Source organism: Sporomusaceae bacterium ACPt, from assembly GCA_041428575.1.
Lineage (GTDB): Bacteria > Bacillota > Negativicutes > Sporomusales > Sporomusaceae > Sporomusa_D > Sporomusa_D carbonis.
Genome location: CP155570.1, coordinates 1,690,475 through 1,716,852, shown reverse-complemented (window position 1 = coordinate 1,716,852; position 26,378 = coordinate 1,690,475). Strand labels below are relative to the sequence as shown.

The 26,378-nt window shown below is 42.9% G+C and carries 26 protein-coding genes and 1 riboswitch; of the genes, 2 read left to right on the top strand and 24 right to left on the bottom strand.

Features of this window, described 5'->3' with window-relative positions; translation table 11 throughout:
* Window positions 1-61 precede the first annotated feature (61 nt).
* The 7 genes from SCACP_RS08665 to SCACP_RS08635 form a co-directional block, all read right to left on the bottom strand.
* Window positions 62-514: a regulatory protein RecX gene (locus SCACP_RS08665; protein WP_425060933.1), complete on the bottom strand. Its 453-nt coding sequence runs from the start codon at window positions 512-514 to the stop codon at window positions 62-64.
* On the bottom strand, window positions 514-1,569 hold the full coding sequence (gene recA, locus SCACP_RS08660) for a recombinase RecA (RefSeq protein WP_425061365.1): 1,056 nt from the start codon (window positions 1,567-1,569) through the stop codon (window positions 514-516). Before recA ends, SCACP_RS08665 begins: the two co-directional genes overlap by 1 nt.
* A gap of 137 nt (window positions 1,570-1,706) precedes the next feature.
* Complete coding sequence (locus SCACP_RS08655; protein WP_425061364.1) at window positions 1,707-3,263, bottom strand: DEAD/DEAH box helicase; 1,557 nt, start codon at window positions 3,261-3,263, stop codon at window positions 1,707-1,709.
* 30 nt (window positions 3,264-3,293) lie between these two features.
* Entirely contained in the window at window positions 3,294-4,541 is a 1,248-nt protein-coding gene (locus SCACP_RS08650; protein WP_425060932.1) for a competence/damage-inducible protein A, read from the bottom strand.
* 252 nt (window positions 4,542-4,793) lie between these two features.
* Window positions 4,794-6,122, bottom strand: a complete 1,329-nt coding sequence (rimO, locus tag SCACP_RS08645) for a 30S ribosomal protein S12 methylthiotransferase RimO (protein ID WP_425060931.1) — start codon at window positions 6,120-6,122, stop codon at window positions 4,794-4,796.
* A 17-nt stretch (window positions 6,123-6,139) separates the two neighbouring features.
* Entirely contained in the window at window positions 6,140-7,174 is a 1,035-nt protein-coding gene (locus tag SCACP_RS08640) for an ABC transporter substrate-binding protein (protein WP_425060930.1), read from the bottom strand.
* Window positions 7,175-7,360: 186 nt separating this feature from the next.
* Window positions 7,361-7,762 (bottom strand): DUF6941 family protein, encoded by a 402-nt coding sequence (locus tag SCACP_RS08635; protein WP_425060929.1) that lies wholly within the window; start codon window positions 7,760-7,762, stop codon window positions 7,361-7,363.
* Between the two features lie 117 nt (window positions 7,763-7,879).
* On the opposite strand from SCACP_RS08635, the gene SCACP_RS08630 reads away from it, so the two are divergent.
* The gene (locus SCACP_RS08630) at window positions 7,880-8,272 is read left to right on the top strand and encodes a hypothetical protein (protein ID WP_425060928.1); all 393 of its coding nucleotides are present in this window, start codon (window positions 7,880-7,882) and stop codon (window positions 8,270-8,272) included.
* Window positions 8,273-8,274: 2 nt separating this feature from the next.
* Here SCACP_RS08630 and SCACP_RS08625 read toward each other — a convergent pair whose 3' ends face one another.
* The 7 genes from SCACP_RS08625 to SCACP_RS08595 all read right to left on the bottom strand — a co-directional run bounded on the left by SCACP_RS08625 (window position 8,275) and on the right by SCACP_RS08595 (window position 15,813).
* Window positions 8,275-10,176, bottom strand: coding sequence for a YgiQ family radical SAM protein (locus SCACP_RS08625; RefSeq protein ID WP_425060927.1), 1,902 nt, complete (start codon window positions 10,174-10,176; stop codon window positions 8,275-8,277).
* 20 nt (window positions 10,177-10,196) lie between these two features.
* Entirely contained in the window at window positions 10,197-10,952 is a 756-nt protein-coding gene (locus SCACP_RS08620) for a helix-turn-helix domain-containing protein (RefSeq protein ID WP_425060926.1), read from the bottom strand.
* Between the two features lie 5 nt (window positions 10,953-10,957).
* On the bottom strand, window positions 10,958-12,013 hold the full coding sequence (mnmH, locus tag SCACP_RS08615) for a tRNA 2-selenouridine(34) synthase MnmH (RefSeq protein WP_425060925.1): 1,056 nt from the start codon (window positions 12,011-12,013) through the stop codon (window positions 10,958-10,960).
* Window positions 12,014-12,057: 44 nt separating this feature from the next.
* Entirely contained in the window at window positions 12,058-14,220 is a 2,163-nt protein-coding gene (locus SCACP_RS08610) for a DNA translocase FtsK 4TM domain-containing protein (RefSeq protein ID WP_425060924.1), read from the bottom strand.
* Between the two features lie 84 nt (window positions 14,221-14,304).
* The gene (locus SCACP_RS08605) at window positions 14,305-14,541 is read right to left on the bottom strand and encodes a YlzJ-like family protein (RefSeq protein WP_425060923.1); all 237 of its coding nucleotides are present in this window, start codon (window positions 14,539-14,541) and stop codon (window positions 14,305-14,307) included.
* Window positions 14,541-15,332, bottom strand: a complete 792-nt coding sequence (locus SCACP_RS08600; RefSeq protein WP_425060922.1) for a ClpP family protease — start codon at window positions 15,330-15,332, stop codon at window positions 14,541-14,543. The genes SCACP_RS08605 and SCACP_RS08600 overlap by 1 nt, the downstream gene beginning before the upstream one ends.
* A gap of 97 nt (window positions 15,333-15,429) precedes the next feature.
* Entirely contained in the window at window positions 15,430-15,813 is a 384-nt protein-coding gene (locus tag SCACP_RS08595) for a response regulator (RefSeq protein ID WP_425060921.1), read from the bottom strand.
* Window positions 15,814-16,231: 418 nt separating this feature from the next.
* Between SCACP_RS08595 and SCACP_RS08590 the strand changes: the two genes are divergently transcribed.
* Window positions 16,232-16,651, top strand: a complete 420-nt coding sequence (locus SCACP_RS08590; RefSeq protein WP_425061363.1) for a GNAT family N-acetyltransferase — start codon at window positions 16,232-16,234, stop codon at window positions 16,649-16,651.
* A 76-nt stretch (window positions 16,652-16,727) separates the two neighbouring features.
* On the opposite strand, the gene SCACP_RS08585 is transcribed toward SCACP_RS08590, so the two are convergent.
* The 10 genes from SCACP_RS08585 to SCACP_RS08540 all read right to left on the bottom strand — a co-directional run bounded on the left by SCACP_RS08585 (window position 16,728) and on the right by SCACP_RS08540 (window position 26,121).
* Window positions 16,728-18,413, bottom strand: coding sequence for a ribonuclease J (locus SCACP_RS08585; protein ID WP_425060920.1), 1,686 nt, complete (start codon window positions 18,411-18,413; stop codon window positions 16,728-16,730).
* A 205-nt stretch (window positions 18,414-18,618) separates the two neighbouring features.
* The gene (gene dapA / locus SCACP_RS08580; protein ID WP_425060919.1) at window positions 18,619-19,500 is read right to left on the bottom strand and encodes a 4-hydroxy-tetrahydrodipicolinate synthase; all 882 of its coding nucleotides are present in this window, start codon (window positions 19,498-19,500) and stop codon (window positions 18,619-18,621) included.
* A 17-nt stretch (window positions 19,501-19,517) separates the two neighbouring features.
* Complete coding sequence (gene dapG, locus SCACP_RS08575) at window positions 19,518-20,738, bottom strand: aspartate kinase (protein ID WP_425060918.1); 1,221 nt, start codon at window positions 20,736-20,738, stop codon at window positions 19,518-19,520.
* 10 nt (window positions 20,739-20,748) lie between these two features.
* Window positions 20,749-21,780, bottom strand: coding sequence for an aspartate-semialdehyde dehydrogenase (locus tag SCACP_RS08570; protein WP_425060917.1), 1,032 nt, complete (start codon window positions 21,778-21,780; stop codon window positions 20,749-20,751).
* Window positions 21,781-21,829: 49 nt separating this feature from the next.
* The gene (gene dapB, locus SCACP_RS08565; RefSeq protein WP_425060916.1) at window positions 21,830-22,624 is read right to left on the bottom strand and encodes a 4-hydroxy-tetrahydrodipicolinate reductase; all 795 of its coding nucleotides are present in this window, start codon (window positions 22,622-22,624) and stop codon (window positions 21,830-21,832) included.
* Window positions 22,625-22,734: 110 nt separating this feature from the next.
* A riboswitch (Lysine riboswitch) is annotated at window positions 22,735-22,905 on the bottom strand.
* A 113-nt stretch (window positions 22,906-23,018) separates the two neighbouring features.
* A complete protein-coding gene (locus SCACP_RS08560; protein ID WP_425060915.1) occupies window positions 23,019-23,639 on the bottom strand; it encodes a general stress protein in 621 nt (206 codons plus the stop codon).
* A 77-nt stretch (window positions 23,640-23,716) separates the two neighbouring features.
* The gene (locus tag SCACP_RS08555; protein WP_425060914.1) at window positions 23,717-23,980 is read right to left on the bottom strand and encodes a YlmC/YmxH family sporulation protein; all 264 of its coding nucleotides are present in this window, start codon (window positions 23,978-23,980) and stop codon (window positions 23,717-23,719) included.
* Window positions 23,981-23,988: 8 nt separating this feature from the next.
* Entirely contained in the window at window positions 23,989-24,309 is a 321-nt protein-coding gene (locus tag SCACP_RS08550; RefSeq protein WP_425060913.1) for a hypothetical protein, read from the bottom strand.
* 98 nt (window positions 24,310-24,407) lie between these two features.
* Complete coding sequence (gene dut, locus SCACP_RS08545; RefSeq protein ID WP_425061362.1) at window positions 24,408-24,854, bottom strand: dUTP diphosphatase; 447 nt, start codon at window positions 24,852-24,854, stop codon at window positions 24,408-24,410.
* Window positions 24,855-24,867: 13 nt separating this feature from the next.
* Window positions 24,868-26,121 carry a M16 family metallopeptidase gene (locus tag SCACP_RS08540; RefSeq protein ID WP_425060912.1) on the bottom strand — a complete coding sequence of 418 codons (1,254 nt, stop codon included), beginning with the start codon at window positions 26,119-26,121 and terminating at the stop codon, window positions 24,868-24,870.
* Window positions 26,122-26,378: the final 257 nt, after the last annotated feature.

Here is a 26,378-nt window from a genome sequence, read left to right as displayed (position 1 = left end):
AAGTAGATTAACCTGATTACACGATTGGATATTTTTATTGTAAAGGTTTTTCAAATGAGTGTCAAGGCGACATGTTCCTGAGGTGCTCTAAAACTTTGCCCACAGTTCCGGCTTTAAATCCCTTGCTTGACAGATAACGGGCCACTTTACGCCTATCTTCCCTCTGACCATCCGGGAACCGTTTGGCGACCAATCTTAAAGCCGCCTGGTATTCGACAAATTCCCCATTCCAACCTGCCAGTTTCTCATTAATCAAAGCTGCCGGCAACCCTCTACGCTGTAATTTGACAAAGACTTCCCTTAAGCTATATTTGTTTATTTCAGCATATTTGGCCAAAAGCATATCACAAAGCGCGGCATCATCAAGATAGCCGCGCTCAGTCACGTATTTTAAAGCCTGGTTTACCACCATTTCTTCATAGCCCTCTTTTAAAAGCTTGTTCTTAAGCTCATATTGGCTGTACGCCCTAAACTTCAAGAGCTTAACGGCAGCATCAGTTACATTTATATTCATCAGCTTTCAAAGACCTCGTCATCATCACTAAGCACATCATCATCACTTAATGCGTTATCAAGTTTGGCATCGCCTGCTAAAAGAATTTCACGAATTTTCTTGTCTATCTCATCAGCAATGTGGCAATTTTCTTTTAAAAATTCTTTAACGTTTTCCCGGCCTTGGCCCAATCGCTGATCATTATAGGAAAACCATGCGCCACTCTTATTTATAATATCAAGTTTAACACCAATATCAATTAAACTACCTTCACGCGAAATTCCTTCACCATACATTATGTCAAATTCAGCCTGTTTAAATGGAGGAGCTACTTTATTTTTCACAACCTTGACTTTGGTACGGCTGCCAACAACGTCATTACCTTGTTTTATGCTCTCAGCCTTACGGACATCCATGCGGACTGACGCATAAAACTTCAGGGCCCGTCCGCCTGTGGTTGTTTCCGGATTGCCAAACATGACGCCGACTTTTTCCCGAATTTGGTTAATAAATATGGCAGTCGTGCGCGACTTGCTAATGATACCGGTAAGTTTGCGCAACGCTTGTGACATTAAACGGGCATGAAGTCCAACATGAGAATCTCCCATATCGCCGTCAATTTCATTTTTTGGCACCAATGCAGCTACCGAGTCAATAACAATAACATCAATAGCGGCACTACGCACCAGCGCTTCGGCAATCTCAAGAGCCTGCTCTCCGTTGTCAGGTTGGGAGATTAAAAGGTTATCAATGTCAACACCAAGTTTTTTGGCGTAAACCGGATCCAGAGCGTGTTCGGCATCAATAAACGCAGCAATTCCATCCATTTTTTGCGCTTGAGCAATAATATGTAATGCTACTGTTGTTTTACCTGACGACTCTGGCCCAAATATCTCAACAACCCTCCCGCGTGGCACTCCACCGACCCCAAGAGCAATGTCAAGCGGCAATGAACCGGTAGGGATAACTTCAACATTCATCTTAGCGGCGGCTTCACCCAGTTTCATAATAGCGCCTTTGCCAAAATCTTTTTCTATTTGACGCATGGCGTTTTCAAGCGCTTTAAATTTATCCATTTCCCGATTCTTCTCAAAGTCTTTTATCTTATCCACTTAATCTAAACCTCCCCCGATAACTCTACCATCATTTTACAAACATTTGTTCGTTTTGTCAATAACAACCTTGTTGCAGGGGAAGCTTAGCATTATCCGTATCAGCGGCCTTTAGCCGGTTCAATATTAATACGGTGACCTTTTATGGTATTTTTATTCATTACTGATAATACACGTTCAGCGACGCTTTCGGGGACTTCCACAAACGTAAATCTATCATAGATATTTATCACACCGATAATGCTACCTTCTATGTCAGCTTCTTCCGCAATAGTGCGGACAATATCTTGGGGCTGGATTTTTTGCGCCCGTCCGGCGTTAATAAACAACCGCACCATACCTGGTTCAGCACCGGTATTGCCAAATTGCGTTTTTTCAATAACCTCCTGTTCCTTGTAACCTTCTTGGAACAATTTCAAAGCCGCCGCCGCAAGGTCAATTGGGTCATAATCAGCCGCTAAATCAGCTATTATATTGCCGTAAATGTCAAAACCGCCCCTGGTAATAGTTTGAATAAGTTGATTCTTAATAACTTCGGTCTGCCGTTCAATAATATCGGCTGGTGACGGCAATTGCCGCCTTAATATGCGTGTCTTGATTTCCTTTTCAATAAGTTTTAACTGCCTATACTCCCGAGGCTGAATAAAAGTAATCGCCACACCTTTTTTACCTGCCCGGCCGGTACGACCAATACGATGAACATATGATTCAGGATCCTGCGGAATATCATAGTTAATAACATGGGTAATATGCTCAATATCCAAGCCTCTGGCAGCAACATCAGTAGCAATGAGTATATCTAATTTGCCATCTCTGAACTTTTTCATGACTCTGTCGCGCTGGGCTTGACTGAGATCGCCATGCAATCCGTCCGAGATATAGCCCCGTGCCGATAAAGAGGCAACCAAATCGTCAACACCTTTTTTAGTCCGGCAAAAGATAATAACTCGGCCAAATGTCTCGGAATCAAGTACCCGGCACAAACCATCAAGCTTATCGCGGGTTTCATAGTATATCTGATCAATAAGCGGCACGGTAAGCTGTTCTTTGCTAATGGTCACCGTTACCCGGTCTCTCATATATTTGTTAGCTAAAGCCATTATTTCTGACGGCATTGTAGCTGAGAACAGTAAAGTTTGACGCTCGGAAGGTACATGCTGCAGAATACTTTCGATATCGTCAATAAATCCCATATCGAGCATTTCGTCAGCTTCATCCAATACCAATATTTTTACGTTATCAAGCTTAATAGTATTTCTGCGAATATGATCAAGCAGCCGACCGGGAGTGCCGATGACGACCTGTACCCCTGACTTAAGCGTCCTGATTTGTCGCTCTATTGCCTGACCACCGTAGATGGGCAGAGTTTTTATCCGTTTAAATTTGCCAATTTTGGCCAGTTCTTCTGACACTTGAATCGCCAGTTCACGGGTCGGTGTAAGCACAAGCGCTTGTATTTGCCTAGCTTCAGTTATACGTTCCATAATAGGTATACCAAATGCAGCCGTCTTACCAGTGCCTGTCTGGGCTTGTCCCAAAACATCATGACCTGCCAGTACTAAAGGGATAGTCTGGCTTTGAATGGGAGACGGCTCTTCAAAGCCCATCTCGGTTATGGCTAATGCCGTTTTTTTGCTTAACGATATATCTCCAAACATAGTTACGATATCTTTCAATATAAAAACCTCCTATAATATAAGCAGATATTGACGCAAATGATTGAGGGCGGCTAAAGCTGTCCGGTGTTTTATATCAGTACGTGTTCCGTTAAAATAATGTTGGTGGCAAACTGTCCCTGCCGGACCATCAATGGCAATATAAACCAGTCCTACCGGTTTATCATTAGTAGCTCCGGTTGGCCCGGCAATTCCGGTAACAGCAATCCCTATCCCAGTAGAAAATTGTTTTCTAATACCCTGGGCCATACTTTCAGCTGCTTCCTGGCTAACAGCACCCTTTACGGCAATTATTTCCTCAGGTACGCCAACACTTGTGATTTTAACCGCATTACTATAACAGACAATTGACCCTATCAAATAGGATGAACTTCCAGGAACGTCAGTAATACGGCTGGTAACAAGCCCACCTGTACATGACTCAGCCAGCGCTATTGTCAAGTCTTTAGCTAAAAGCAGATTACCAACAGACTTTTCCAGAGTTTCATCATCAATACCGAAAACATATTCGTTTATATGTGGACGAATATGGCCTTCAAGTTCATCAATCAACCGTCTGGCTTCAATCTCATTCTCTGCTCTGGCAGTGATACGAACATGAATTTCCCCATTTCTGGCCAACAGCGCCAGAGTTGGATTCGACTGCGACAGGATATATTCCTTGATTTTTTCTTCCAGCGCCGATTCTCCCAGACCATATGTACGCAGTACCTTGGATACTATAACGCCTTGAACACCAAACCGTTCTTTAAGATATGGCACAATTGACATTTCAAACATTGCGGACAATTCATGTGGCGGTCCCGGCAAATGGATAATTACTTTTCCTGTTGTTTGATTTTCAATAATAACCCCCGGTGCTGTACCGCAAGTGTTGTCTACAACTATCGCACCCTCAGGCATCATTGCCTGACGTAAATTATTACCTGGCATACATATGCGGCGCTCGTCAAAAAAGCGTTTTATCCGCTCAGCACTGACTTCGTGCAAATACATTGACCTGTTTAGCAGCGAAGCCGTTACTTCTTTGGTTATGTCACCTTGAGTAGGACCTAGACCTCCGCTGGTTATTACAATATCCGCACGGTCTAAGGCAGTTTTTAGAACATTTTTCATTCGCTCCCTATTATCGCCGACCGTAGTCTGATAAATAACGCTAAACCCTAACTCGTTTAGGCGGGCAGCTAAAAATGGGGCATTAGTATTAACGATCTGACCCAAAAGAAGTTCGGTACCAGTACTAACTAACTCTACAATCATCTCATTCCCTCCCAATACTATGCATTCATTCGCGTCATAAATTGCCAACTCCTCTAAAAACAATGCAATTCTGTCGCGGAAAACCGCTGTTTAACAATTATTTAACAAAATATATTCAATAAGAAAAGCCTTAAAAATTTATGTTTGGAGTTGCCAACAAGTGTATGAAGTTTACTTTCTATCGGACAAAAAATAGCAGAGCTTGGCAGTCTCTACTATTGTAAACCCACATTATATATTATGCAGCCAGTCTCACTTTCTTTCGGCCAACAAATCGTAAGTAAACCCCTGCACAACTTCTGCTCGCACTAGATCTCCCGGCTGTAAATCCGCGGCATCTTCAACATAAATACGTCCATCGACATCAGGCGCTTCCCGGTACGACCTGCCGAACGCAACATCAGGCTGTTCGGAATTATGGCCCTCAATTAAGACTGTGAGTACCCGGCCTTCCATGTCACGGTTTAAATCTTCGGAAATCTGGCACTGTAACGCCATCAGTTCATGATACCGTTCCTCTTTGACATTGTCAGGCACTTGTTGTTTCATGATTCCTGCAGGAGTGCCCTCTTCCTGGGAATAAGTAAACACACCAACCCTCTCAAATTTCTGTTCAAGCATAAATTGTTTAAGCGATTCAAAGTGTTTATCCGTCTCACCCGGGAAACCGACAATAAAGGAGGTGCGGATAACTACGCCGGGAATAGCGACCCGAATTTTGCCTAACAACTTTTCAATGTCGGCACGCTTGTCACGGCGGTTCATTGCCGATAATATTTCATCATCGGCATGTTGGAGCGGCAAATCGATATACTTACAGATTTTAGGCTGATTAGCAATAAGTTCAATAAGCTCGTCATTAAAATATTTAGGATAGCAGTATAATAACCTTATCCAGATAATACCTTCAATTTTTACCAATTCATTAAGTAATGCTGTCAATTGTGGCTCGCCATAACGATCCCGGCCATAGCTGGTAGTATCTTGGGCAATAAGGTTGATCTCTTTTACTCCCTGCTCGGCCAGCCTTTTTACTTCATTCACAACAGATTCCAGCGGGCGGCTGCGGTAACTGCCGCGCACCAGCGGAATTACACAATATGAGCAACAGTTGCTGCATCCTTCAGCAATTTTTACATATGCACTATAAGACGGTGTGGTGGAAATACGCGGCATAGTTTCGTCATACAGTGTATCAGTGTCACCAATGAGCAAAACCCGCTCGCCGGCCAGAACTGCATGAACAGCTTCCATAATCCGGTGCCAAGCTCCTGTACCGACAATTGCCGATACTTCAGGCAATTCATCCAGTAGATCCTGTTGATAACGCTGTCCTAAACACCCAGCTACGATAACACCACGACATTTACCTTCACGTTTGAAATCAGCCATCTGAATAATAGTAGAGATTGACTCTTCTTTAGCTGAATCAATAAAACCGCAGGTATTAACAATTAATATGTCAGCATCATGAGGATCATCGGTAATAGCTATATTATTATCAGACAAAATTCCCAGCATGATCTCGGTGTCGACAAGGTTTTTGGCGCATCCTAAACTAACAAATCCTGCTTTTAGCATTAACTACAGCATCCTCCTCATTTTATCCCCAGACGCACATCCTGTACCCATCGATCAAGCAATTTACGCTGCTGCTCAAGTGTATACATGTCATGATGGTCAAGCAGTTTTATATTTTTGGCAGCATACTCTTTATACATCCGGGTTTCCGGGTTGGTAGGTATAAAATAAAATTTATTCTGCGCCATAACTGAGAATACATCATCTTGAGTCAGCCAATCAATAAAGTGTTTGGCGTTGGCACTGTGACTGGCTCCTCGAACTAATCCCACACCGGTAAGCAAGTAAGCTGTACCATCTTCCGGATAAATAATTTGCACAGGAAAACCATCTCTAGCATAACGCATTGTTTCACTATGAACGGCAACGGCAATATCAACTTCCCCCATACTTGCCATACGCGCCGGAGTTACTAAAAACTTGGCATATTGTACGATATGAGGGTGAAGCTTTTTTAAAAAATTCATTGTTTGTTCCTCACCATTAGCGGCAACCAAAGTATACAAAAGGTTAGCTGCGGCATCGGCGGCGGGAAAGTCAGTTATACTAAGCTTTATTTTAGGATCAAGCAACAAATCTGACCACTTTGACGGTTTTTTGGCTGTAGTTTTTAAATAATCCTGATTGGCAGCGAAAATGATCGGATCATACCAAACGCCTGTCCAATACCCGTCAGTGTCTTGAAATCGACTTGGTATTATATCCGTATATTCAGATTGGTATGGTACTAAGAGCGCGCTATTCCGGGCCTGTTTCAATGTTTTGCGGTTGGCAAGAATTAGGTCAGCTTTGGGCTTTGCTGATTCTTCGATAAGTCTATTGAATAGTTCCTTTTCCGAAAAGGGGGCAATATTAACCCGGACTTTTGCTGCTTTTTCATATTCTTGGGCTAATACAGCTACTTGCTCAACCGGTAGCGTCGTATAAATGGTAATTGTTGCCAGACTGTCTTTGTTTTCTTTTCCTGCATATCCGGCCAAGTAACTAGTACCTACTATTGTCAATATTATTAAAAAAAAGGACATTAATAATATTGGTAGATAACGTTTCATAAGTTGCCTCCATATTGGTTTTCAACCTAGAATAATAGCTAAGGCAAACATATATACTATACCTTTTATTTCTTCTTTACGCAAGTCCAAATTCCTGCCATACAAAAAAAGTCAGATTCGTATTGCAATAAGTTAATAATTACAAAAAAAATACACGGATGCATGAGCCGTGTCATAAATACCAAATTATACTACGATCAACGGAAAACCATGCGTGCTCACAATTGAATTATTCGCGTTAAAAAGCGATATCCGTACATCATAGGTTCCATCATGTGTAAAATCTACATCTTCCAACAAAATGCTATTTACCTGGCGGTAAGTGCTATCCTTAAGTGCAAATGGGCCATTCTCGCCACTTGCCACTACTCGTCCGTCAGGGGCAATAATCTCGGTTTTTTCTTTATACTCTTCCTCAGAGCTGTCGCTGTCAGCACCGCGCCAAATGGTTAAAAGCGTAAACTGCTGAGAATACCCCATAGTATATTGGCTAAATTCATTATAAATGTTATGACGGCCATTGGCATCAGTAGTAACCCCTTCACATAACAACGCCGACTGTAAATAGGGTGTATTATGCTGTTCCATAGATAATACGCCTCCCTCTCTTACTGCTTACTTTTAGTATTACTACCAAGAAATTATCTTATTCTAAAATCCTGGGTAGTATGGTAAAATTAAATAATATGAAAGGAGTTTTAACTTATGACTGATAGGCCCTCCTGGTGGTCATTCCTTCATCCTGACTTAACGCTTAGATTGCTCCTCATTATAGGTTTTTTATTGCTAATCGCGATTGGGTATGGCTTTGGTATATATGATGGGCTACTACGAAACAATTTTCCTGAAGCGCTCAGTTCATTGGCTGCATCACTCTTATATGCTATTCCTGCCTTTGGATTACTAAAACTCAAGCGCTGGGCCCGCTTATTCGAACTGGTACTGTCAAGTATCTTTGTAATAATTGGCTTGATAGTCATGCTTGGCTATAATATAACTATGGGGGTCTTAACAATTGTCCCGCACGGTCTAATTGCTGTTTACCTTTTATCTGACGAATGCCGCCGCGCTTTTAGACTTATAAAAAAAGCAGACTAGGTTTATCTAGCCTGCTTTTTTGCTGTTTTGTTTCTCGTTGGGGTTAAGCGGCGCTGTTTGCCAGGCTTATCGGTCTTCTCAGGCCTCGGTTGCCGGGAACTAAGTTGTTTAGTTTGCGGCGGTCGAATTAAGCAATGCTGCTCATAACCGATTAAATCCCGGCGTCCGGTTTTTATAAGCGCTTCATAAACCAAATCATAGTTTTTGGGATTGCGATACTGCAGCAATGCCCGCTGTAACTGTTTGTCATGGGGAGTTTTAGCAACATATACTTTTTCGTTGGTGAGAGGATTTATGCCTGTATAATACATGCATGTTGACAGACTACCTGGGGTTGGAATAAAATCCTGGACTTGCTCGGGATGGTAGCCGGTATCCCGGAGAAATTCAGCCAGTTCTACAGCCTCTTTAAGACCGGCACCTGGATGACTGGACATAAAATATGGAACCAAATACTGCTCCTTGCCCAAATCCCGGTTAGTTTGTTCGTATGCTTTCTTAAACTTTAAATATGTTTCTTTACCGGCTTTTCCCATTAATTGTGTAACTTTTTGCGAAACATGCTCAGGCGCTACTTTTAGCTGCCCACTAACATGATGTTCACACAACTCCCGTAAAAACTCCCTATCGCCGGCAGCTAACAAGTAATCATAACGCAATCCTGACCGGACAAATACTTTTTTAATACCGGGAATTTGCCTGACCGCCCTGAGTAACTCCAAATATTCGCTATGGTTTGTATTCAAATTTTTACAGGCACTAGGAAATAAGCACTGTTTCCCCCGGCATGTTCCCCTATTAGCTTGCTGTTCGCAAGCAGGCTGGCGGAAGTTAGCCGTAGGCCCGCCTACATCATGAATGTAACCTTTAAAATCAGGTAGTTTTACAAGTTGACCGGCTTCACGCAGTATTGATTCTTTGCTGCGGCTTTGAATTATACGGCCCTGATGGGCATATAAAGCGCAAAAAGAACAACTGCCATAGCACCCACGATGACTGACAATACTGAACTTTACCTCCTGAATGGCCGGCACGCCGCCGGCTGCTTCATAAACAGGATGATATGTTCTTTGGTACGGCAAATCGTATATCTCATCCATTTCCCCGGTAGTAAGCGGCATAGCTGGTGGGTTTTGTACTACATATTGTTCACCATGATTCTGAACTATAGTTTTTCCCCGAATGGGATCCTGCTCTAAATATTGAATCTTAAAAGCGTTAGCAAACTCTTGTTTATTTTTAGCCACATTTTGGTAACTTGGTATTTCAATATAGTCCCAAAGATGCTCAAGCGATTCTGTCCGGTAACAAGTCCCTGGTATATCCCGGATATTTCTAATGCACATGCCCGTAGACAACTGAGTGGAAAGATCTTTTATTTGCTTTTCCCCCATACCATAGATCAAGAGATCAGCCCGACTATCGATTAAAATGGACCGACGAACACTGTCCGACCAATAGTCATAATGGGCAAATCGCCTTAAGCTGGCTTCAATACCGCCAATAATGAGCGGAACATCCTTCCACACTTCTCGGATTCGGTTGCAATAAACAAGTGTCGCCCGCTCTGGCCTAAGTCCTGCCTGACCCCCGGGCGAATAGTTATCGGTACTGCGGTATTTCTTGGCCGCAGTATATTTATTAAGCATAGAATCAAGGTTACCGGCTGAGACTAATACCCCCAAGCGGGGTTTCCCCAACTGTTTAAAGTCACTAGTGGAACGCCAATCGGGCTGGGCAATTATTCCAACCTTGTGACCATATTTCTCCAACAGCCTACAGATAATAGCAGGGCCAAAACTAGGATGGTCAACATAAGCGTCCCCGCTAATAAACAAAAAATCCAGTTGATCCCATCCCCGTTCAACCATGTCTTCCCGGGTCATTGGCAAAAAATCAATCATACCAGGTATTTACCTCGTTTCTATTGTGTAATGCCAGTCAGTGTAAACATTTTTAAAACTACTTGGCCGTTTTCCCCAATTTTCCCCACCGGACTACCATTATATACCAAATCAACCGCTCCAGCGTTGCCGAATTTAGCCGATAGAGTACTGGCAGCTTCCCAGGTCAACGATTCACCGCCCTTGGGAATCCCTTCATAGATCTGCTTGCCGTCTGCTGTAATAGATGTCCAACACGGAGCGCTATATTTAGCCGTAACAATTACCTTGGAAGCAGGTTTTGCCGGTACAGCAGGTTGCGGTTGAGGCGCTGTGGGCAAAACCGGTTGTGGATTAGCCGGGACAGGTTGCTGCTGGGCGGTTGATGGCGGCGGGGTAGGAGCTGGCTTTTGGCTTCCTGATGACCACCAGACTGCAGCAACCACTACCCCGGCGGCAATAGCCGCAATAGTAAGCCAGGTTGCCAGTCTGCTACCACTTTTACCTTGTTGTTTTGCCGTGGGTTCTTCTTGCTGATTAACGGCAGGAGAATTTTCCTGTACTTGTCCCTTACTCTGACGGTATATTTCCATTACTTGTTGGGAGTTAAGACCCAAAAAAGTAGCATAGTTACGGATAAAGCCTTTCAAATACACCTCACCGGGGATAATGGAATAGTTACCTTCTTCAATAGCGTTCAGATACAGCGCTCTAATGCTAATGGCACTTTCTACGTCCTTAATCGACAGGCCTTTTTTTACACGTTCAGCACGTAATATTTCCCCTACTGTTTGCAAAATAACTACCTCCCAAACTGTTGTAAGTATTGGATTATTGTATCTGTAGCTTGCTCCAGGTCATCTGCGTTCACCCATAAATCATACTCAGCCATGTTTGTCTTTTCATAACCATACATTGGATCATAATAATCCACCAGCAATGTCTTTACAACATCCCGTATTTTACCTACGTTAAAATCGTTCAGCAATTGATCGGTTTTTTTGTTGCCCAAACGTTTTCGTAATGACTCGATACTGGCAATTATCGCTGCCTGATTACTGGCGCATACGTCTACATATTCCGCAATTAGCCGGTCTATTCTGATTTCGATATTAGTAGACAACATCAACCTTTTGCCTTGTTTCATCGCATTAAACAAAGCGTCAGGCAGATAGACATTACCGATACGTTTGCTTTCACATTCAACAACTATATAAGGCTGATCGTTCAGCCTTTCTAGCTCAATTAGCAATTCAGCATCAAAATTTTGAGCTGTTGCCGGCCTACCTAAACCTATTTGACCAAAAACCGAACCGCGATGGTTGGCCAGCTTTTCTAGATCAATTACCGGAATATTATGCTCAGCTAACCCATTTATGATTATTGTTTTTCCCGTCCCGGTTGAACCGCAAAGAACAAAAATTTTCGGTTTAACCTTAAAATCCCTCAGCCGGTTTAGAACATATTGCCGGTAAGCCTTATAGCCGCCTAACAGCTGGGAAGCCGCAATTCCCATCATTTCCAGCACACTTACTATCGATTTGGAACGCATTCCACCCCGCCAGCAATAAACGATAACTTTTCGTCCTGCTTTATGTAACTGGCAGGTTTGTCTAACTATTTCCGGAAGCTTAGCTGAAACAATAGTCAGTCCCAAATGCTTAGCTTCTTCGACTCCAACTTGCTTGTATGTTGTGCCGACTTGAGCGCGTTCATCATCAGTAAATAGCGGGATATTTACCGCCTTAGGAATGTGTCCTACAGCATATTCGGCAGGTGAACGCACATCTATATAAATTGGATTATTGAGTGTTACTGCTTCTTCAACTTTAATAACGTTATGCAATTTTATCACCACTACTATTCTACCCTGCCACAAAATGCTATAAGCATATCAATGGCCTATTTCTTAAAATATCTTGCATAAATTTGCTCAGAAGTCATAATAATCTCCCGGGCTTTACTTCCTACATTGGGCCCGACAATCTTCATTTCTTCCATCGTGTCAATCAATCTGGCCGCACGTGTATAGCCAATACGAAACTTCCGCTGTAACATGGATACTGAAGCTTGTCCTGTTTCAAGAACCATACGTACGGCCTCTTCTAACAGCTCATCTTCAAATTGAGGCTGTTCATCTTTATGGCTACCGGCTTCAACTGTAGTAATGCCGTCATTGTATTCCGGTTCAGCCTGATGTTTTATATAATTTACCAAATCTTCGACTTCACTGTCGGCAATAAAAGCGCCTTGTATTCGCAGTGGCTTGGCAGCTCCAACCGGGTAAAACAACATATCGCCTTTTCCCAGCAGTTTTTCAGCCCCCGCCATATCTAAGATAGTGCGTGAATCAACCTGGGATGAAACAGCAAAAGAAATCCGTGAGGGAACATTTGCTTTAATAGTACCGGTTATAACGTCAACAGATGGACGCTGCGTTGCTAACACTAAATGAAGCCCAGCAGCCCGGGCTTTTTGCGCTAGTCGGCAAATTGCATCCTCAACATCGACTGGAGCCACCATCATTAAGTCGGCAAGCTCGTCAATAATAATGACGATCAGCGGCAAACGCCCTTCACGGTGAATATCATTGTATCGTGCAATATCCCGCACCCCAGCGGTGGCAAACACTTCATACCGGCGTTCCATCTCCTGTACTGCCCAGTTTAGAGCTGACGCCGCCTTTTTAGCATCAGTCACTACCGGGGTCAGCAAGTGAGGTATGCCGTTATAATTTGATAACTCGACCATTTTAGGGTCAATCAGCACCAGCTTTACTTCATCAGGGCGCGCTTTAAACAGTACACTGGTTATTAAAGTATTGATGCATACACTTTTGCCTGAGCCGGTAGCTCCGGCAACTAATAAGTGCGGCATTTTAGCCAGGTCAGCAACAATAGGTTGTCCGGCAATATCCTTGCCTAAAGCTACTGTCAGGACGGAAGAAGAGCGTTGAAATTCTTCAGCTTCTAAAACCTCCCGCAGAGCCACACCGGATAATTCTTTATTCGGCACTTCAATACCAATAGCTGCCTTACCAGGAATTGGCGCTTCAATGCGAACTCCTGATGATGCCAGCTTTAGCGCCAAATCATCTGCCAGATTTACTATTTTACTTACTTTTACACCGGGAGCCGGTTCTAGTTCATAGCGGGTAACTGTCGGACCCTGACACGTATTTATTACTTTGGCACTAACGCTAAAACTGTCAAGAGTTTGCTCCAATATACGTGCATTGTCGGAGACCTCCTTTGACACTTTGGCCAACCGCGGCCGGTTCGGTTTCTTTATGAGTGACAAAGGCGGTAACATATAAGTCGGATTAATATCAGTCGCTGTAGGTTGAGTTAGTGTGAGTGGCTGCGGTTCAGGCTGTTCTACTGGCGAAATACATTCAGATATAGTGGAAGCATGATTACTCTCTTTAGTATGTGTAATAGAATTAGACCTCACATCGCGCTGCTGGTCATAAAAAACCGCCTGGTTTTTTATTTCCTCTTGCTCAGACATGATTTCAGTCGAGGCCGCAATCGCCTCTCGGGCTAAAACCAAACTTTCTACCGCTTTCTCTTTGGCATTTAACAGCGCTGCTGCCAACGACCAGGTTGTTGACATTAACACTGCACACAACGCCAAGGCAGCAAGTACAATAATTGAACCATGTACTCCCAATAGTTTGCGCAAAGAAAAAAGCAGCATGCCGCCGGTTAAGCCACCGCCTGAAGCCAGACTGTCAGGCAAGATTTCCTGACCAACGGGGATTCTGATATGGTGATAAATTGCTAAAGACATGACATACAATAGTAATAATCCCCAGAACTTAACCGAATAGACAATTTGGCTTTTCACCATAATGTATCTTAGACCCACAACAAAAAAGACTAGCGGTACAACTATTGCACCAATACCAAAAGTATATTTAAGCATTTTGGCAATAAATATGCCTAACGGCCCGACGTTTAAACCAAGCAAGCTGATTAACGCTAGCAGCCCCCCGGTAACTAGTGTTATGCCAAATAGCTCATGCCGCAATTCAGGAGTTAACTGAGTCAACCATTTAGGCAAAACATACCACCTCTAACTGTATTTTGTTCTACATAATGACTGAAATTCCTTTTATTTTTACGCATATATCGAACAAAAACGCCCTCAGTATGAGAGCGTTTCAATAACCGGTTTATAAGTAATAATTGTTCCAGGTTGCAGATCATTACGCAGGTAGTCGGAAGGGTTGGTAGTAAGCAAACGAACAACGCGGAATTCTTTGGCTGAAACTTTTTCCACCAATACTTTTTGTCCCGAATACTCAATTTCTTCATAAGCAGCAATCGACTGGTTTTGATTAACGAAAATTGCTTCTTCCGGAACAATTGTCCAGAGAATCATTACTGCTTCAGCCCCTTACCTTCTTTATGTTCTTTATACGAGGCAATCAGTTCTTCCAATTTATTCAACGCTTGCGATACACCACCTATTTCATCGACAAGACCATATTTAACGGCGTCTTTACCTACTACCGAAGTACCGATATCCCTGGATAATTCCCCTGTTTTATATAAAAGTTCTTTCCATTTCTTTTCGGTTATGTTCGAGTGGCTTACAACAAATTTATTAACCCGTTCCTGCATCTTTTCGAGATAGTCAAATGAACTTGGTGCTCCAATCACCAAGCCTGTCAGTCTGATAGGATGAATCGTCATGGTAGCACTCTCTACAATGAACGAGCAAGTGGCTGATACGGCAATAGGCACGCCAATACTATGCCCTCCTCCCAATACTATTGAGACTGACGGCTTTGACATGCTCGCGATCATTTCAGCAATGGCCAAACCGGCCTCAACATCTCCTCCTACGGTATTTAGTACTAATAACAATCCGTCAATTTCATTCGATTGCTCAATGGCAACAAGCTGGGGCATTACATGTTCGTATTTTGTTGTTTTATTCTGAGGTGGAAGCACCATATGACCTTCGACTTGTCCAATTATGGTCATTACATGAATGTTTGTCTTAGCTGTTGGTACTTCTGGTGAACCTAACTCCTGAATATTTTCGGCTGGCCCAGCTTTTTTAGCCTGCCGGCTTCTTTTGGGAACCTCAGTCGCAGGCTGGGTTATTTGCGGTTCTTCAGGATTAGTCCCCGGAGGAGCCACTACCGGATTATCGTTAACTATCATTTTTTAGTATCCCTCCAGCTAATAGCTAGTCATTTTTACATCATATATAGTATTGGCTCTGACCGGAATTTCATACAATCAAAAAAAACAGACGACTCTACACCTCAGAATGTATTTTTAAACTATACCAAAAAGCCTCAAGCAGTTTTTCTTTTGTAAACGGTTTAATAATATAGCCGTTTACCCCAAATCCGAGTGCTATTTTTACCGTTTGTGAATCGTGAAGAGAACTGCAGATAATAATTTTGGATTCAGGAGTCAACTGCTTGATATCTTTTAGCGTAGCCAGTCCATTTTTCCGCGGCATGACCACATCAAGCATTATTACGTCATATTTTGTATTTTTGGGAAGCTTTGTTATTTTGCCAATTGCGTCAACACCATCTTCTGCCGTATCAATGTTTTCGATACCAATACTCCGAAGATGCATCATAATAAGTTCTCGACTTATTTTTGAATCATCCACTACCAGTACCCGCATTTATTCTCCCTCCCCTGTAAAAAGCGCAATCCATGAATCAATCTCTCCTACCCAATTTTATAAATGGTATTTTAACTATATCATATCTTGGGTAAAAAGTCCTACTTTTTTTGAAACTTAAGTCCTGTATCGCACCAAAAAACTGCCCATTTACAAAGGAGAAAACTCGTAGGCGATATCCGGTACCACATATTGTACAGTGTTAATTTTTCAGACATATATTACTATTTTATATTGAAATATGGACAAGCAGTCCGATAAAATAGATAATAGTCCGCACCAAACCACTCACAGCTAAAGAAAATTAAATCATTTAGTAAACCTTGACTTGCATAAGAAATCTGGTATCTAAGCTTTTCAAAAGAGGCCTTAAAAAAAAGGAGATGATATTACTTTGTGTCAACAATTAACGGATTATATGATTTCAACTGATAAATCCCTTTTGGATTTTGAGGTAATCTACAGATTTATCTCTTCGGAGTCCTATTGGGGGTTCGGGAGAAGCCGAGAAGTTATGCAGAAAGCAATCAATAACTCCGCTTATTGCTTTGGTGTATATCAGAAAATTGATAACGCAAGAAGACAAGTCGGCTTTGCCCGCGTTATAACTGATTTAGCCACCTTCGGCTATATCGCCGATGTCTTTATTTTGCGCGATTATCGGGGTAAAGGGTTGGGCAGATGGCTGATTCAGTCTATAGTTAACCATCCTGAACTAGCTATATTAAAAAGGCTCGCATTATTTACCAAAACACCGGATTTCTATTATAATGCTAATTTCAAGATTTTTGAGCAGACAGATGAAATTAAATTTATGGAACGCAAAATTGAACAATAGCATCTACTTTGTAGCAAAAACAGGCAAAAGCCTTGGTATACCTAGCTTTATAGCAGGTAATACCAAGGCTTTTCAATTACACTTCCATAATTATCGGCAAGATCATCGGGCGGCGCCGAGTGCGCTCATACAAATACTTGCCTAAGGTATCACGAACATTAGACTTAATAGCAGCCCATTCAGTGACTCCATTTAGCTCGCATTTTTCCAGGGCCTGTTTAACCCGCTCTTTGGCGTCTTCCATAAGTTGTTCTGATTCACGCACATACACAAAACCACGAGAAACAATATCCGGACCGGCAGCTACCTGGCCGCGCTGTTTGTCCATAGTGACAACGACAATTAATATACCGTCCTGCGAAAGTTGACGCCGGTCACGGAGTACTATATTGCCTACATCGCCAACACCTAAGCCGTCGACTAAAACGTTGCCTGATGTAACTTTTCCGGTTATTGCCCCTTTCTCAGTAGTAAACTCAAGTACTTGACCATTTTCTGCAACAAAAACATTTTCCTTAGGCATACCTAGTGATTGAGCTAGCTTGGCGTGTTTAATCAAGTGCCGGTATTCACCATGCACCGGAATAAAAAACTTCGGACGAATAAGGTTATGGATGAGCTTAAGTTCTTCTTGACTGGCATGACCGGACACATGGATGCCGGAAGTTGCTTCATAAACAACTTCCGCCCCTTGACGGAACAAAAAATCAATCGTACGTGATACCAGTTTTTCATTTCCTGGTATAGGTGTAGCTGAAATAATAACGGTGTCACCAGGAATAATCTCAACCTTCTTGTGGTCCGACATAGCCATCCGTGTTAGAGCCGACATTGGCTCACCTTGGCTTCCTGTAGTCAGTATAACAATTCCTGATGAAGGGTAATTATTTATTTCATCAATATCGATAATAACGCCTTCCGGAACGTTTAAATAACCCAATTCTAGAGCAATGCTGACAACATTAACCATGCTCCGCCCGAGTATGGCGACCTTGCGCCGGTGTTTACAAGCAGTATCTATAGCCTGTTGAATACGATGAATATTAGAAGAAAAGGAAGCAATAATGATCCGTTCCCGCGCATTTCGGAAGGTCTCGTCAAAGGTTACTCCTACCGACTTTTCACTAAGCGTATAACCGGGACGTTCGGCATTAGTGCTGTCAGCTAAAAGTACCAATACACCCTGGTCACCTAGTTCGGCAAATTTATGAAAGTCGGTAACTTTACCGTCTACCGGAGTTTGGTCAAGCTTAAAGTCACCGGTATGAACAATGACACCAACAGGCGTTTTTATTGACAGCGCTACCGAATCGGCGATACTGTGGCTTACCCGAATAAAACCAATTTTAAAATTGCCGATTTGAATTTGATCTCCGGGTTTAACAGCATTTAAATTATTAGCAGCAACATTATTCTCCTTCAAACGTCCCTCTAAAATTCCGAGTGTCAAGCGAGTACCATATACGGGTACGTTAAGCTGCTTCAATACATAAGGCAAAGCACCGATGTGGTCTTCATGCCCATGGGTTAATACGATGGCTTTTACAAGGTCACGGTTATCCAGTAAATAGGTAATATCAGGAATAACAAGGTCAATGCCCAGCATATCGTCTTCAGGAAACATCAAACCCGAGTCAATTACAATGATTTCATCACCATAACGGACTACCGTCATATTTTTACCGATCTCCCCCATCCCGCCCAGGGGAATAATTTGTACTTTGTTTGGTTGTCTTGCCAAAAAAACATACACCTCCAACATTATTTAAAATAGTAAAACAAATTAAGTTTTAACCGCCCGTTCATTAACACAAAATAAAAAACCGGCCGTCCTGTCCACTTGTGAATAATTATACCCTATTTAACTGCCGCTGACAACAAGTGGCATGCTTGCTCTGCAATATTATATGCAAATCTTATCTTAGCATACAAAAAGCCCGGCAGCTCTCGCTGTCGGGCAGACTCAATTATAGCGCACCTATTGATGTCATTACCTTTCTAAGCTGTTCAGCTTCAGCGGCAGTAGGCGGCACCAACGGCAACCTTAACGGACCGGCTTTTATACCGATAAGATTAACAGCTTCTTTAATGGGTATTGGGTTTGTTGTAATAAAAATAACTTTAAAAAATGGCAAGAGTTCCAAATGCAGAGCCTGGGCTTTGGCCATATCTCCGTCATAAAAAGCGGCCACCATCTCCTGCATGCGCTTACCGACAATATGTGCCGCCACGCTGATAACTCCGACCCCACCCACGGCCAGTACCGGCAGTGTCAATCCGTCGTCACCGCTATATACTAAAAAGTCATTGGGAGTAATGCGGATAATCTCAGAAATTTGATCGAGATTACCGCTGGCCTCTTTGACAGCCACAATATTTTCTATTTCAGCCAAACGGGCAATAGTTGTCGGTAAAATGTTTGAACCGGTGCGTCCCGGCACATTATACGCGATAAGTGGCAGAGATGTAGACTCGGCAATAGCTTTGAAGTGCTGATAATAACCCTCTTGTGGCGGCTTATTGTAATAAGGACCTACCAGCATAGCGCCGTGTACACCAATTTTTTCAGCTTCTTTGGTTAATTCTATGGAAGCTCTGGTATCATTCGAGCCTGTGCCCGCAATTACCGTAGCTTTATCACCTACTGCTTCCAAAACTGTGGCGAACAGTTTTAACTTTTCCTCTTTGGTCAAAGTTGCGGATTCACCGGTACTGCCGGCAACAACTAATCCGTCCGACCCATTGTTGACAAGATATTGTGCTAATTTAGCGGCTTCAGTATAGTTAACGCTATAATCGTCATTAAACGGAGTTACCATAGCGGTTAAAATTCGTCCGAAATTTCTCACAAAACTCTCCCCCTTACTTAATTTGATAAACCAAATTTCTCATGGAGCGACTTGACAGCAGTTCCCACATCGCTTTGTGGCACAAGCACCGAGATAGAGGTATGAGAGTCTACTGTTTGGAGGATAGCAATTTTGTTGTGTGATAATGCTTCTACAAAACTTGCCATAACCCCAGGTACTTCACGCATTCCGCCGCCAACTACCGATACTTTAGCACAGTTTTCTAAAACTTCAATATCATAGCCCTGACGTTTTAATTCGGCAGCCGCCCGCTCAGCATGATCAGCGCTAATTGTAAACATTATTTGTCCTGGGTGCACATTAATCAGATCAACGCTAACCCCGCTGTCAGCCATAGTCTTGAATACTTTAAAGCTGGCATCACTTGTCATATTCTCATCAAGACTGACTTTGATCTGAACAATATCGGTTAGATATGTTACCCCCGTAGCTATACGGTCTAATACTACCGCTCCGCCGGTATCCTCTTTGGCAATATTGGTGATAAGTGTGCCAGGAGCATCAGAGAATGTCGACTTTACTACCAGTGGAATATTTTTTTGCATAGCAATTTCCACTGCGCGGGGATGAATAACCTTAGCACCTTGATGGGCGAGTTGACAAACTTCACCATAGCTTATGCAATCAAGAATTTTGGCATTATCAACAATTCTCGGATCAGCCGTCATAATCCCATCTACATCAGTATATATTTCTACCATCTCAGCATTTAGTGCCGCCCCCAACGCCGAAGCCGTAGTATCGCTGCCCCCCCGCCCCAAAGTGGTAAATTCGCCATCGGCGGTCATCCCTTGAAAACCGCAAACAACAGGTACTTTTCCCTGTTTTAGCAAGCCTATTATCCGCGTAGGATCACATTTTAAAATACGGGCGTTATTAAAATTTGCATCGGTAACAATACCGGCATAACCGCCGGTAAGCATTACAGCGTCCATGCCAGCGGCCTGTAGTGTACCGGCCATAATCACAGCCGAAATCATCTCACCACAGTACATAATCTGGTCAAGCTCGCGGGCGGCAATATCCTTATACGCCGAACGCGCGATACCAATCAAAGTATCAGTAGCATAAGGAGCACCCTTGCGCCCCATTGCTGATACTACAATTACCGGATTAAAACCTTGATCCCGCGCATTCTCAATCTTGCGCAGAACAAGTTCCCGCACTTCGGGCGACGCCACTGACGTACCCCCGAACTTCTGGACAATTATTCGCATTTTTTACACCTCAAATTAAATTATGTTCGATCATATACTCGGCAATCTGCACAGCATTAAGGGCCGCGCCTTTCCGGATTTGATCACCCACCACCCATAGGTTCAAGCCGTAAGGAACAGTTTTATCGGCACGAATTCGTCCGACAAATACTTCATCCCGGTCAGAAGTATATAGCGGCATAGGATATAACATTTCGGCCGGATTATCTTCGACGATGACACCAGGAAACTTGGCTAACAGTTGTTTTGCTTCTTCCGGAGACAATGGACCTTCCAGTTCGATGTTAATTGACTCGGAATGGCTCCGGTATACTGGCACCCGGACGGTTGTGGCCGTTACCCCAATTTCATAATCATTGAGTATTTTATGGGTTTCATTTACCATTTTCATTTCTTCTTTTGTATAATTTCCTTCAACAAAAACGTCAATTTGGGGTAAAAGATTGAAAGCAATCTGATAATGTTTAGGTAAGCTGGCGCTAGGTAAAATATTAGCTTCTGGCTGGCGGCCCTCGATTACTGCTTTAACTTGATTTGTCAGTTCATCAATTGCCTCTTTGCCGGCTCCTGAAACTGCCTGATAAGTAGAAACAACAATCCGCTTTATTTTAACCGCATCATAAATAGGCTTTAACGCCATGACCATAATAATGGTAGAACAATTAGGATTAGCAATAATTCCTTTATGTGTTTTGATGGCTTCGGGATTAACTTCAGGTACTATCAGCGGCACTTGCGGGTCCATTCGGAAGGCGCTGGAGTTATCAATAACCACCGCTCCCCGTTTGACAGCTTCAGGCGCTAATGTCTTGCTGGCCGAACCACCTGCAAATAAAGCAATTTGCACATCGTTAAATGATTCGGGCTTCGCTGCCTCAACTATATAGCTTTTACCCATAAATTCAATCGTTTTACCGGCTGATCGCTCAGAGGCCAGCAGCTTTAACTCATTAAACGGAAAGTTCCGTTCTTCAATAAGCTTTAAAAATTCCTGGCCAACTGCTCCGGTTGCCCCTAAAATTGCAACATTATACTTTTTCATTAAGACCACTCCCCATAATTGACGTTATCTTGCATTACTTTGCGAAAATTTAGCCCATTATATGCTCAAGACCATAAATTAGACCGTCAACGGTAAGCACTTTTTTGCAAGCCAACACAACTCCTGGCATGAATGACTCCCGCGATATCGAGTCATGACGGATGGTTAATGTTTGGCCCAACCCGCCGAAAATCACCTCTTGGTGAGCAACATAGCCAGGAAGACGTACGCTATGCAGCCTGATGCCTGATACATCTCCGCCACGGGCACCTGTCAGTTTTTCTACTTCAGCAGGATGACCTTGATGCATTTCTCCCCGTACTTTGGCAATCAATTCAGCCGTCCTGAGCGCTGTGCCAGATGGAGCATCAAGTTTCTGGTCATGATGCATTTCAATAATTTCAACATGCGGCAGATACTTTGCAGCTTCCTGCGCTAACTTCATCATTAAAATAGCGCCTATGGAAAAATTAGGCGAAATTATGGCATTAACCTTGGTTGATGTGCACAAATCACGCACTTTACTAATATCGGTTTCTGATAAACCGGTTGTCCCAACTACCGGACAAACCCCATTTTGTATAGCCACTCTAATATTATCCATTACCGCTTCGGGATTAGTAAAATCAACCATAACTTGCGGCTTAGTCTCAGTGATCACTGTTTGTAGATCATTACCCACAATAACCCCGGTTTTTCCAGCACCAATTATATCCCCGACATCAGCAAAATCAGAATTGACGTCCACCGCACCGACAATGCTCAAATGTTGGTCTTTATATACTGCCTTCAAAACTTCACGGCCCATCTTTCCATACGCACCGCATACGATTACTCTAATCAAGCGCTATCCACCTCCTGTTAAATTAAAAACAGCCGGTGAGCGCTTTTCTCCACCGGCTGTCAATAGACAGCAGATTCTGACCATAGGAAAACATATATCTTCCCCTGACCAGATGAGATAGCGCTCCACCAAGTAATGGTGACAGTCTTAAACCTATTTGATATAAGACCAATAAGTAGGCCCGGCAGCCTTGCTTACTTCGGCGGTCGCCCCTTTCCTCTCAGTTCCTCGATGCCACTCTCCCTGAAAGTACTTTTGACTCCCGCACCTCTACTTCATCCTGTACAGGATGTTGCTTATTCATTTTACTCACATTTTATACCAAAGGTTCCAACATTGTCAATAAATATTAAAAATCTGCGTACTTCAGGAAAAAACCGGGAAAATCCCGGTTTTATTTTATAGTATGTGTTTCAACATCAGTGGCGCCGTTTTGACGAAGAATCTGGGCTGCCTGATTAATCTTGGCTGCGTCAGAGCGGATAATTGCCAATGTTCTACCTTTAACTACTTCTTGTTCATAACGTTTGCCTGCTTCAGCTGGAATACCCCAGTCAATAAGTCCACCGGCAATACCTCCTGCTACGGCTCCGCTTAAAGCTGCTGCAATTGGACCTGCGGCAAGTATTGGCCCGACACCGGGAATGGCTAAAGCGCCGGCACCCAAGAGCAGGCCGCCAATCCCGCCTAAAGTTCCGCCTGTCAGCGCGCCATCTGTAATATCGTCTTCAAAATATTCGGTGTCGTGGTAATCGCGGTTTTCTTCCTGCTTATTCTTAGAAACAATGGAGATTTCTTCAGTTGTAAAGCCTTGCGACCTGAGGGCACGGACAGCTTGTTCGGCGTCTGAGCGGGAACCAAAAACGCCAATTACACTTTTAGCGCCTTGAGCACTACTTTGCGTCCCGCCAGTCTGAGTTTGCGCATTTGTATAGCTATTAACCACGGCAGTATCTGACTGACTTGCAGCTTGACCGGTTATTTGGTTATTGCTATAGTTTTTGTTTGTTGCCATAAATAAACCTCCTAACAATTAGTCTAATATATAGGCTAATGTTAGGTTTAACCAGCCTCACATTTTTTATTCCCGGCTTATCTTGAATACATACGTTCGTACGCGTTATTTAAATCAATGATAACAATTTCATCACCAATTCGCCGAATGGCTTGCCATGGTATTGTGGATATTTGGTTATCACCCCAAAAATTAAATATCATCCTGCGTTTTGGCAATATTAAACCGTTAATAACACCGGTTTTACTGTCAAATACCAGCTCACATTCGCCAATTATGCCCAAACGGGCGCCATCGCCTAAATTGATAACTTCCTTGCCAGTCATTTCACTTATCCGCATACCGTCACCTACTTATTGCCAAATATTTTACTAAACATCGGCTGAATAACCGCTAAACCAATAGACGTCATTGCCAGAGGATCAAAAGAAAGTATACCTATCGTTATCCGTTCAGGCAGCTCAATTTTTAAAAATGAAACAATCAGAACCAAGGAAAGATAAACGCCCCCCGCAGTTGACACCAAATCCTGTACCGCATTGGAAAACGGCGAGGGCCTTGGTTCAACTTGCGGCATATTGTCCAAAGATACACGGGAACAGCAGACACGCAGCCAAATTGACCACATGACCACCAGGATAATCAGGACTAACATCGCCCATGCATACATAACCCACTCTCCCTCTCTAACCACATCTCATTAATATATATGGCCATCAGTACTGAGTTATGAGAAAAGCTTCAAGGAGGATACCCTCCTTGAAGCTTCTAGTGTCCGGTACTGCCTAAGCCACCGGTACGGACCGCGCCTGCCGAATCATGGTCAGCTTTCAGATATTTATAAAAAATTCCTTGAGCTATTCTAGTTCCTTTAGTTATTTCCACCAGCTCCGTACCGTGGTTAAATATGGCAATTAAAATATGACCCTCATTATCTGGATTGTTATAATAGTCAGCATCAATAACCCCCTGGCCATTTATCAGACTTAAATTATGCCTTACTGCCAAACCGGAACGGATGTGCACACCAAGGTATTCGTCATTTTCCATGTAAGCTTTGAGTCCTGTTGGTACTAAAGTAACCTTACCAGGAAGTAAAATGGTGTCTTGACCGGCAGCAATATCATATCCGGCGCTCAGCGCCGTCTTACGTACCGGTAAAATAATCCCGCTCTCTTGATACTGTTTAATGATTTCAAACCCTCTAGCCATGATCTCTCCTTATCCATTAAAGACTGAAATTAGTAGTAATACTACCTGAATCAACAGGACCTAAGGCTGTGAAGCATAAGTTTTCAGAAGCAAACATCCGGACAATCATCTGATTGACATCATTCAACATAACTCTATCAATCTTGCTTACAACTTCATCCAGAGGCACAAACTTGCCTAAAGTAACTTCCATTTTGCCAATACGGGACATCCGGCTGCTTGAACTTTCCAAGCCAAGCAGCAAACTGCCTTTTATTTGCTCTTTAGACTTTATCAATTCTTGTTCACTTATCCCACTCTTTATTAGTTCCTGCAAGTTCTCCTTAATCAGCTCTAAAACCTGGTTGACATTGCCGGGACGGGTACCTGCATATATTGTGAGTAAGCCTGCATCCTTATAGTTATTTTGATAGGAATATACCGAATATGCCAGTCCTCGTTCTTCCCGAATAGACTGAAACAGCCGGGAGCTAATCCCCCCGCCCAAAATATTATTTATAATATGCACCGGATAAATTTCCGGATAATCCTGAGGTACACTCAACGTACCCAGACATACATGCACCTGTTCGGTATCCTTGCTGATAATTGTCCGGGTCGGGTTCAGTACTGGCGCTGTCATTGTTAACTTACGTCTTATCCCTGTCAGCCCACTAAAATAACGGATTGCCAGCTCCACCAGAACTTCATGCTCTAAATTACCGGCAGCAGCAATCACCAAGTTATCAGGTGTATAAAAATCCCGATAATACTCTAATACCAAATCACGGTCAAACCGGTTTATTGAATCAACTGTCCCCAAAATATTCCGTCCCAGCGGATGTCCGGGCCACACAGTATCCAGATGAATATCATGCACTAATTCATCTGGCGAGTCTTCATACATATGAAATTCTTCCAATACTACCTGGCGTTCACGTTCAATATCGTCCTCGGCAAACTTTGACGTTAGCAGCATATCGCTTAAAATATCCATTGCCAATTCGGTATGAGAGTCCAAGACTTTCACGTAATAACAAGTATATTCTTTAGCAGTAAAAGCATTGAGCTGACCGCCAATGGCATCCACCGTCTCGGCAATATCCTTGGCCGAGCGCTTGACAGTACCTTTGAACATTAAATGTTCAATGAAATGAGAAATACCGTGGTTATGACTGTCCTCGAAACGTGAGCCTGTTCCAACCCATATCCCCATAGTAACCGATTTAACATAGGGAATAGTTTCAGAAACGATGCGAATCCCATTAGGCAAGACTGATTTTTGATACATAAAATCTCCTTTTCATCAACACCATAATCTAATAAAGAGAGACTTAGCTTCAGGTGGGGTTTTTACCCCATCTGAAGTTTAGTCGAACTTATCCAGGGACTTAGCCGCTCTTAACTCCCACTTGTAGAAGATGGGAGTCTTAGAGCGGCTTGGTCATCGGATAAAAAATAATTTGTCAAGTTAATTATATTCCATATTATATCTAAAATTGCAAAAGAAAAAAACAGAGATATTCGATTTAACGTTTATCTCTGTCT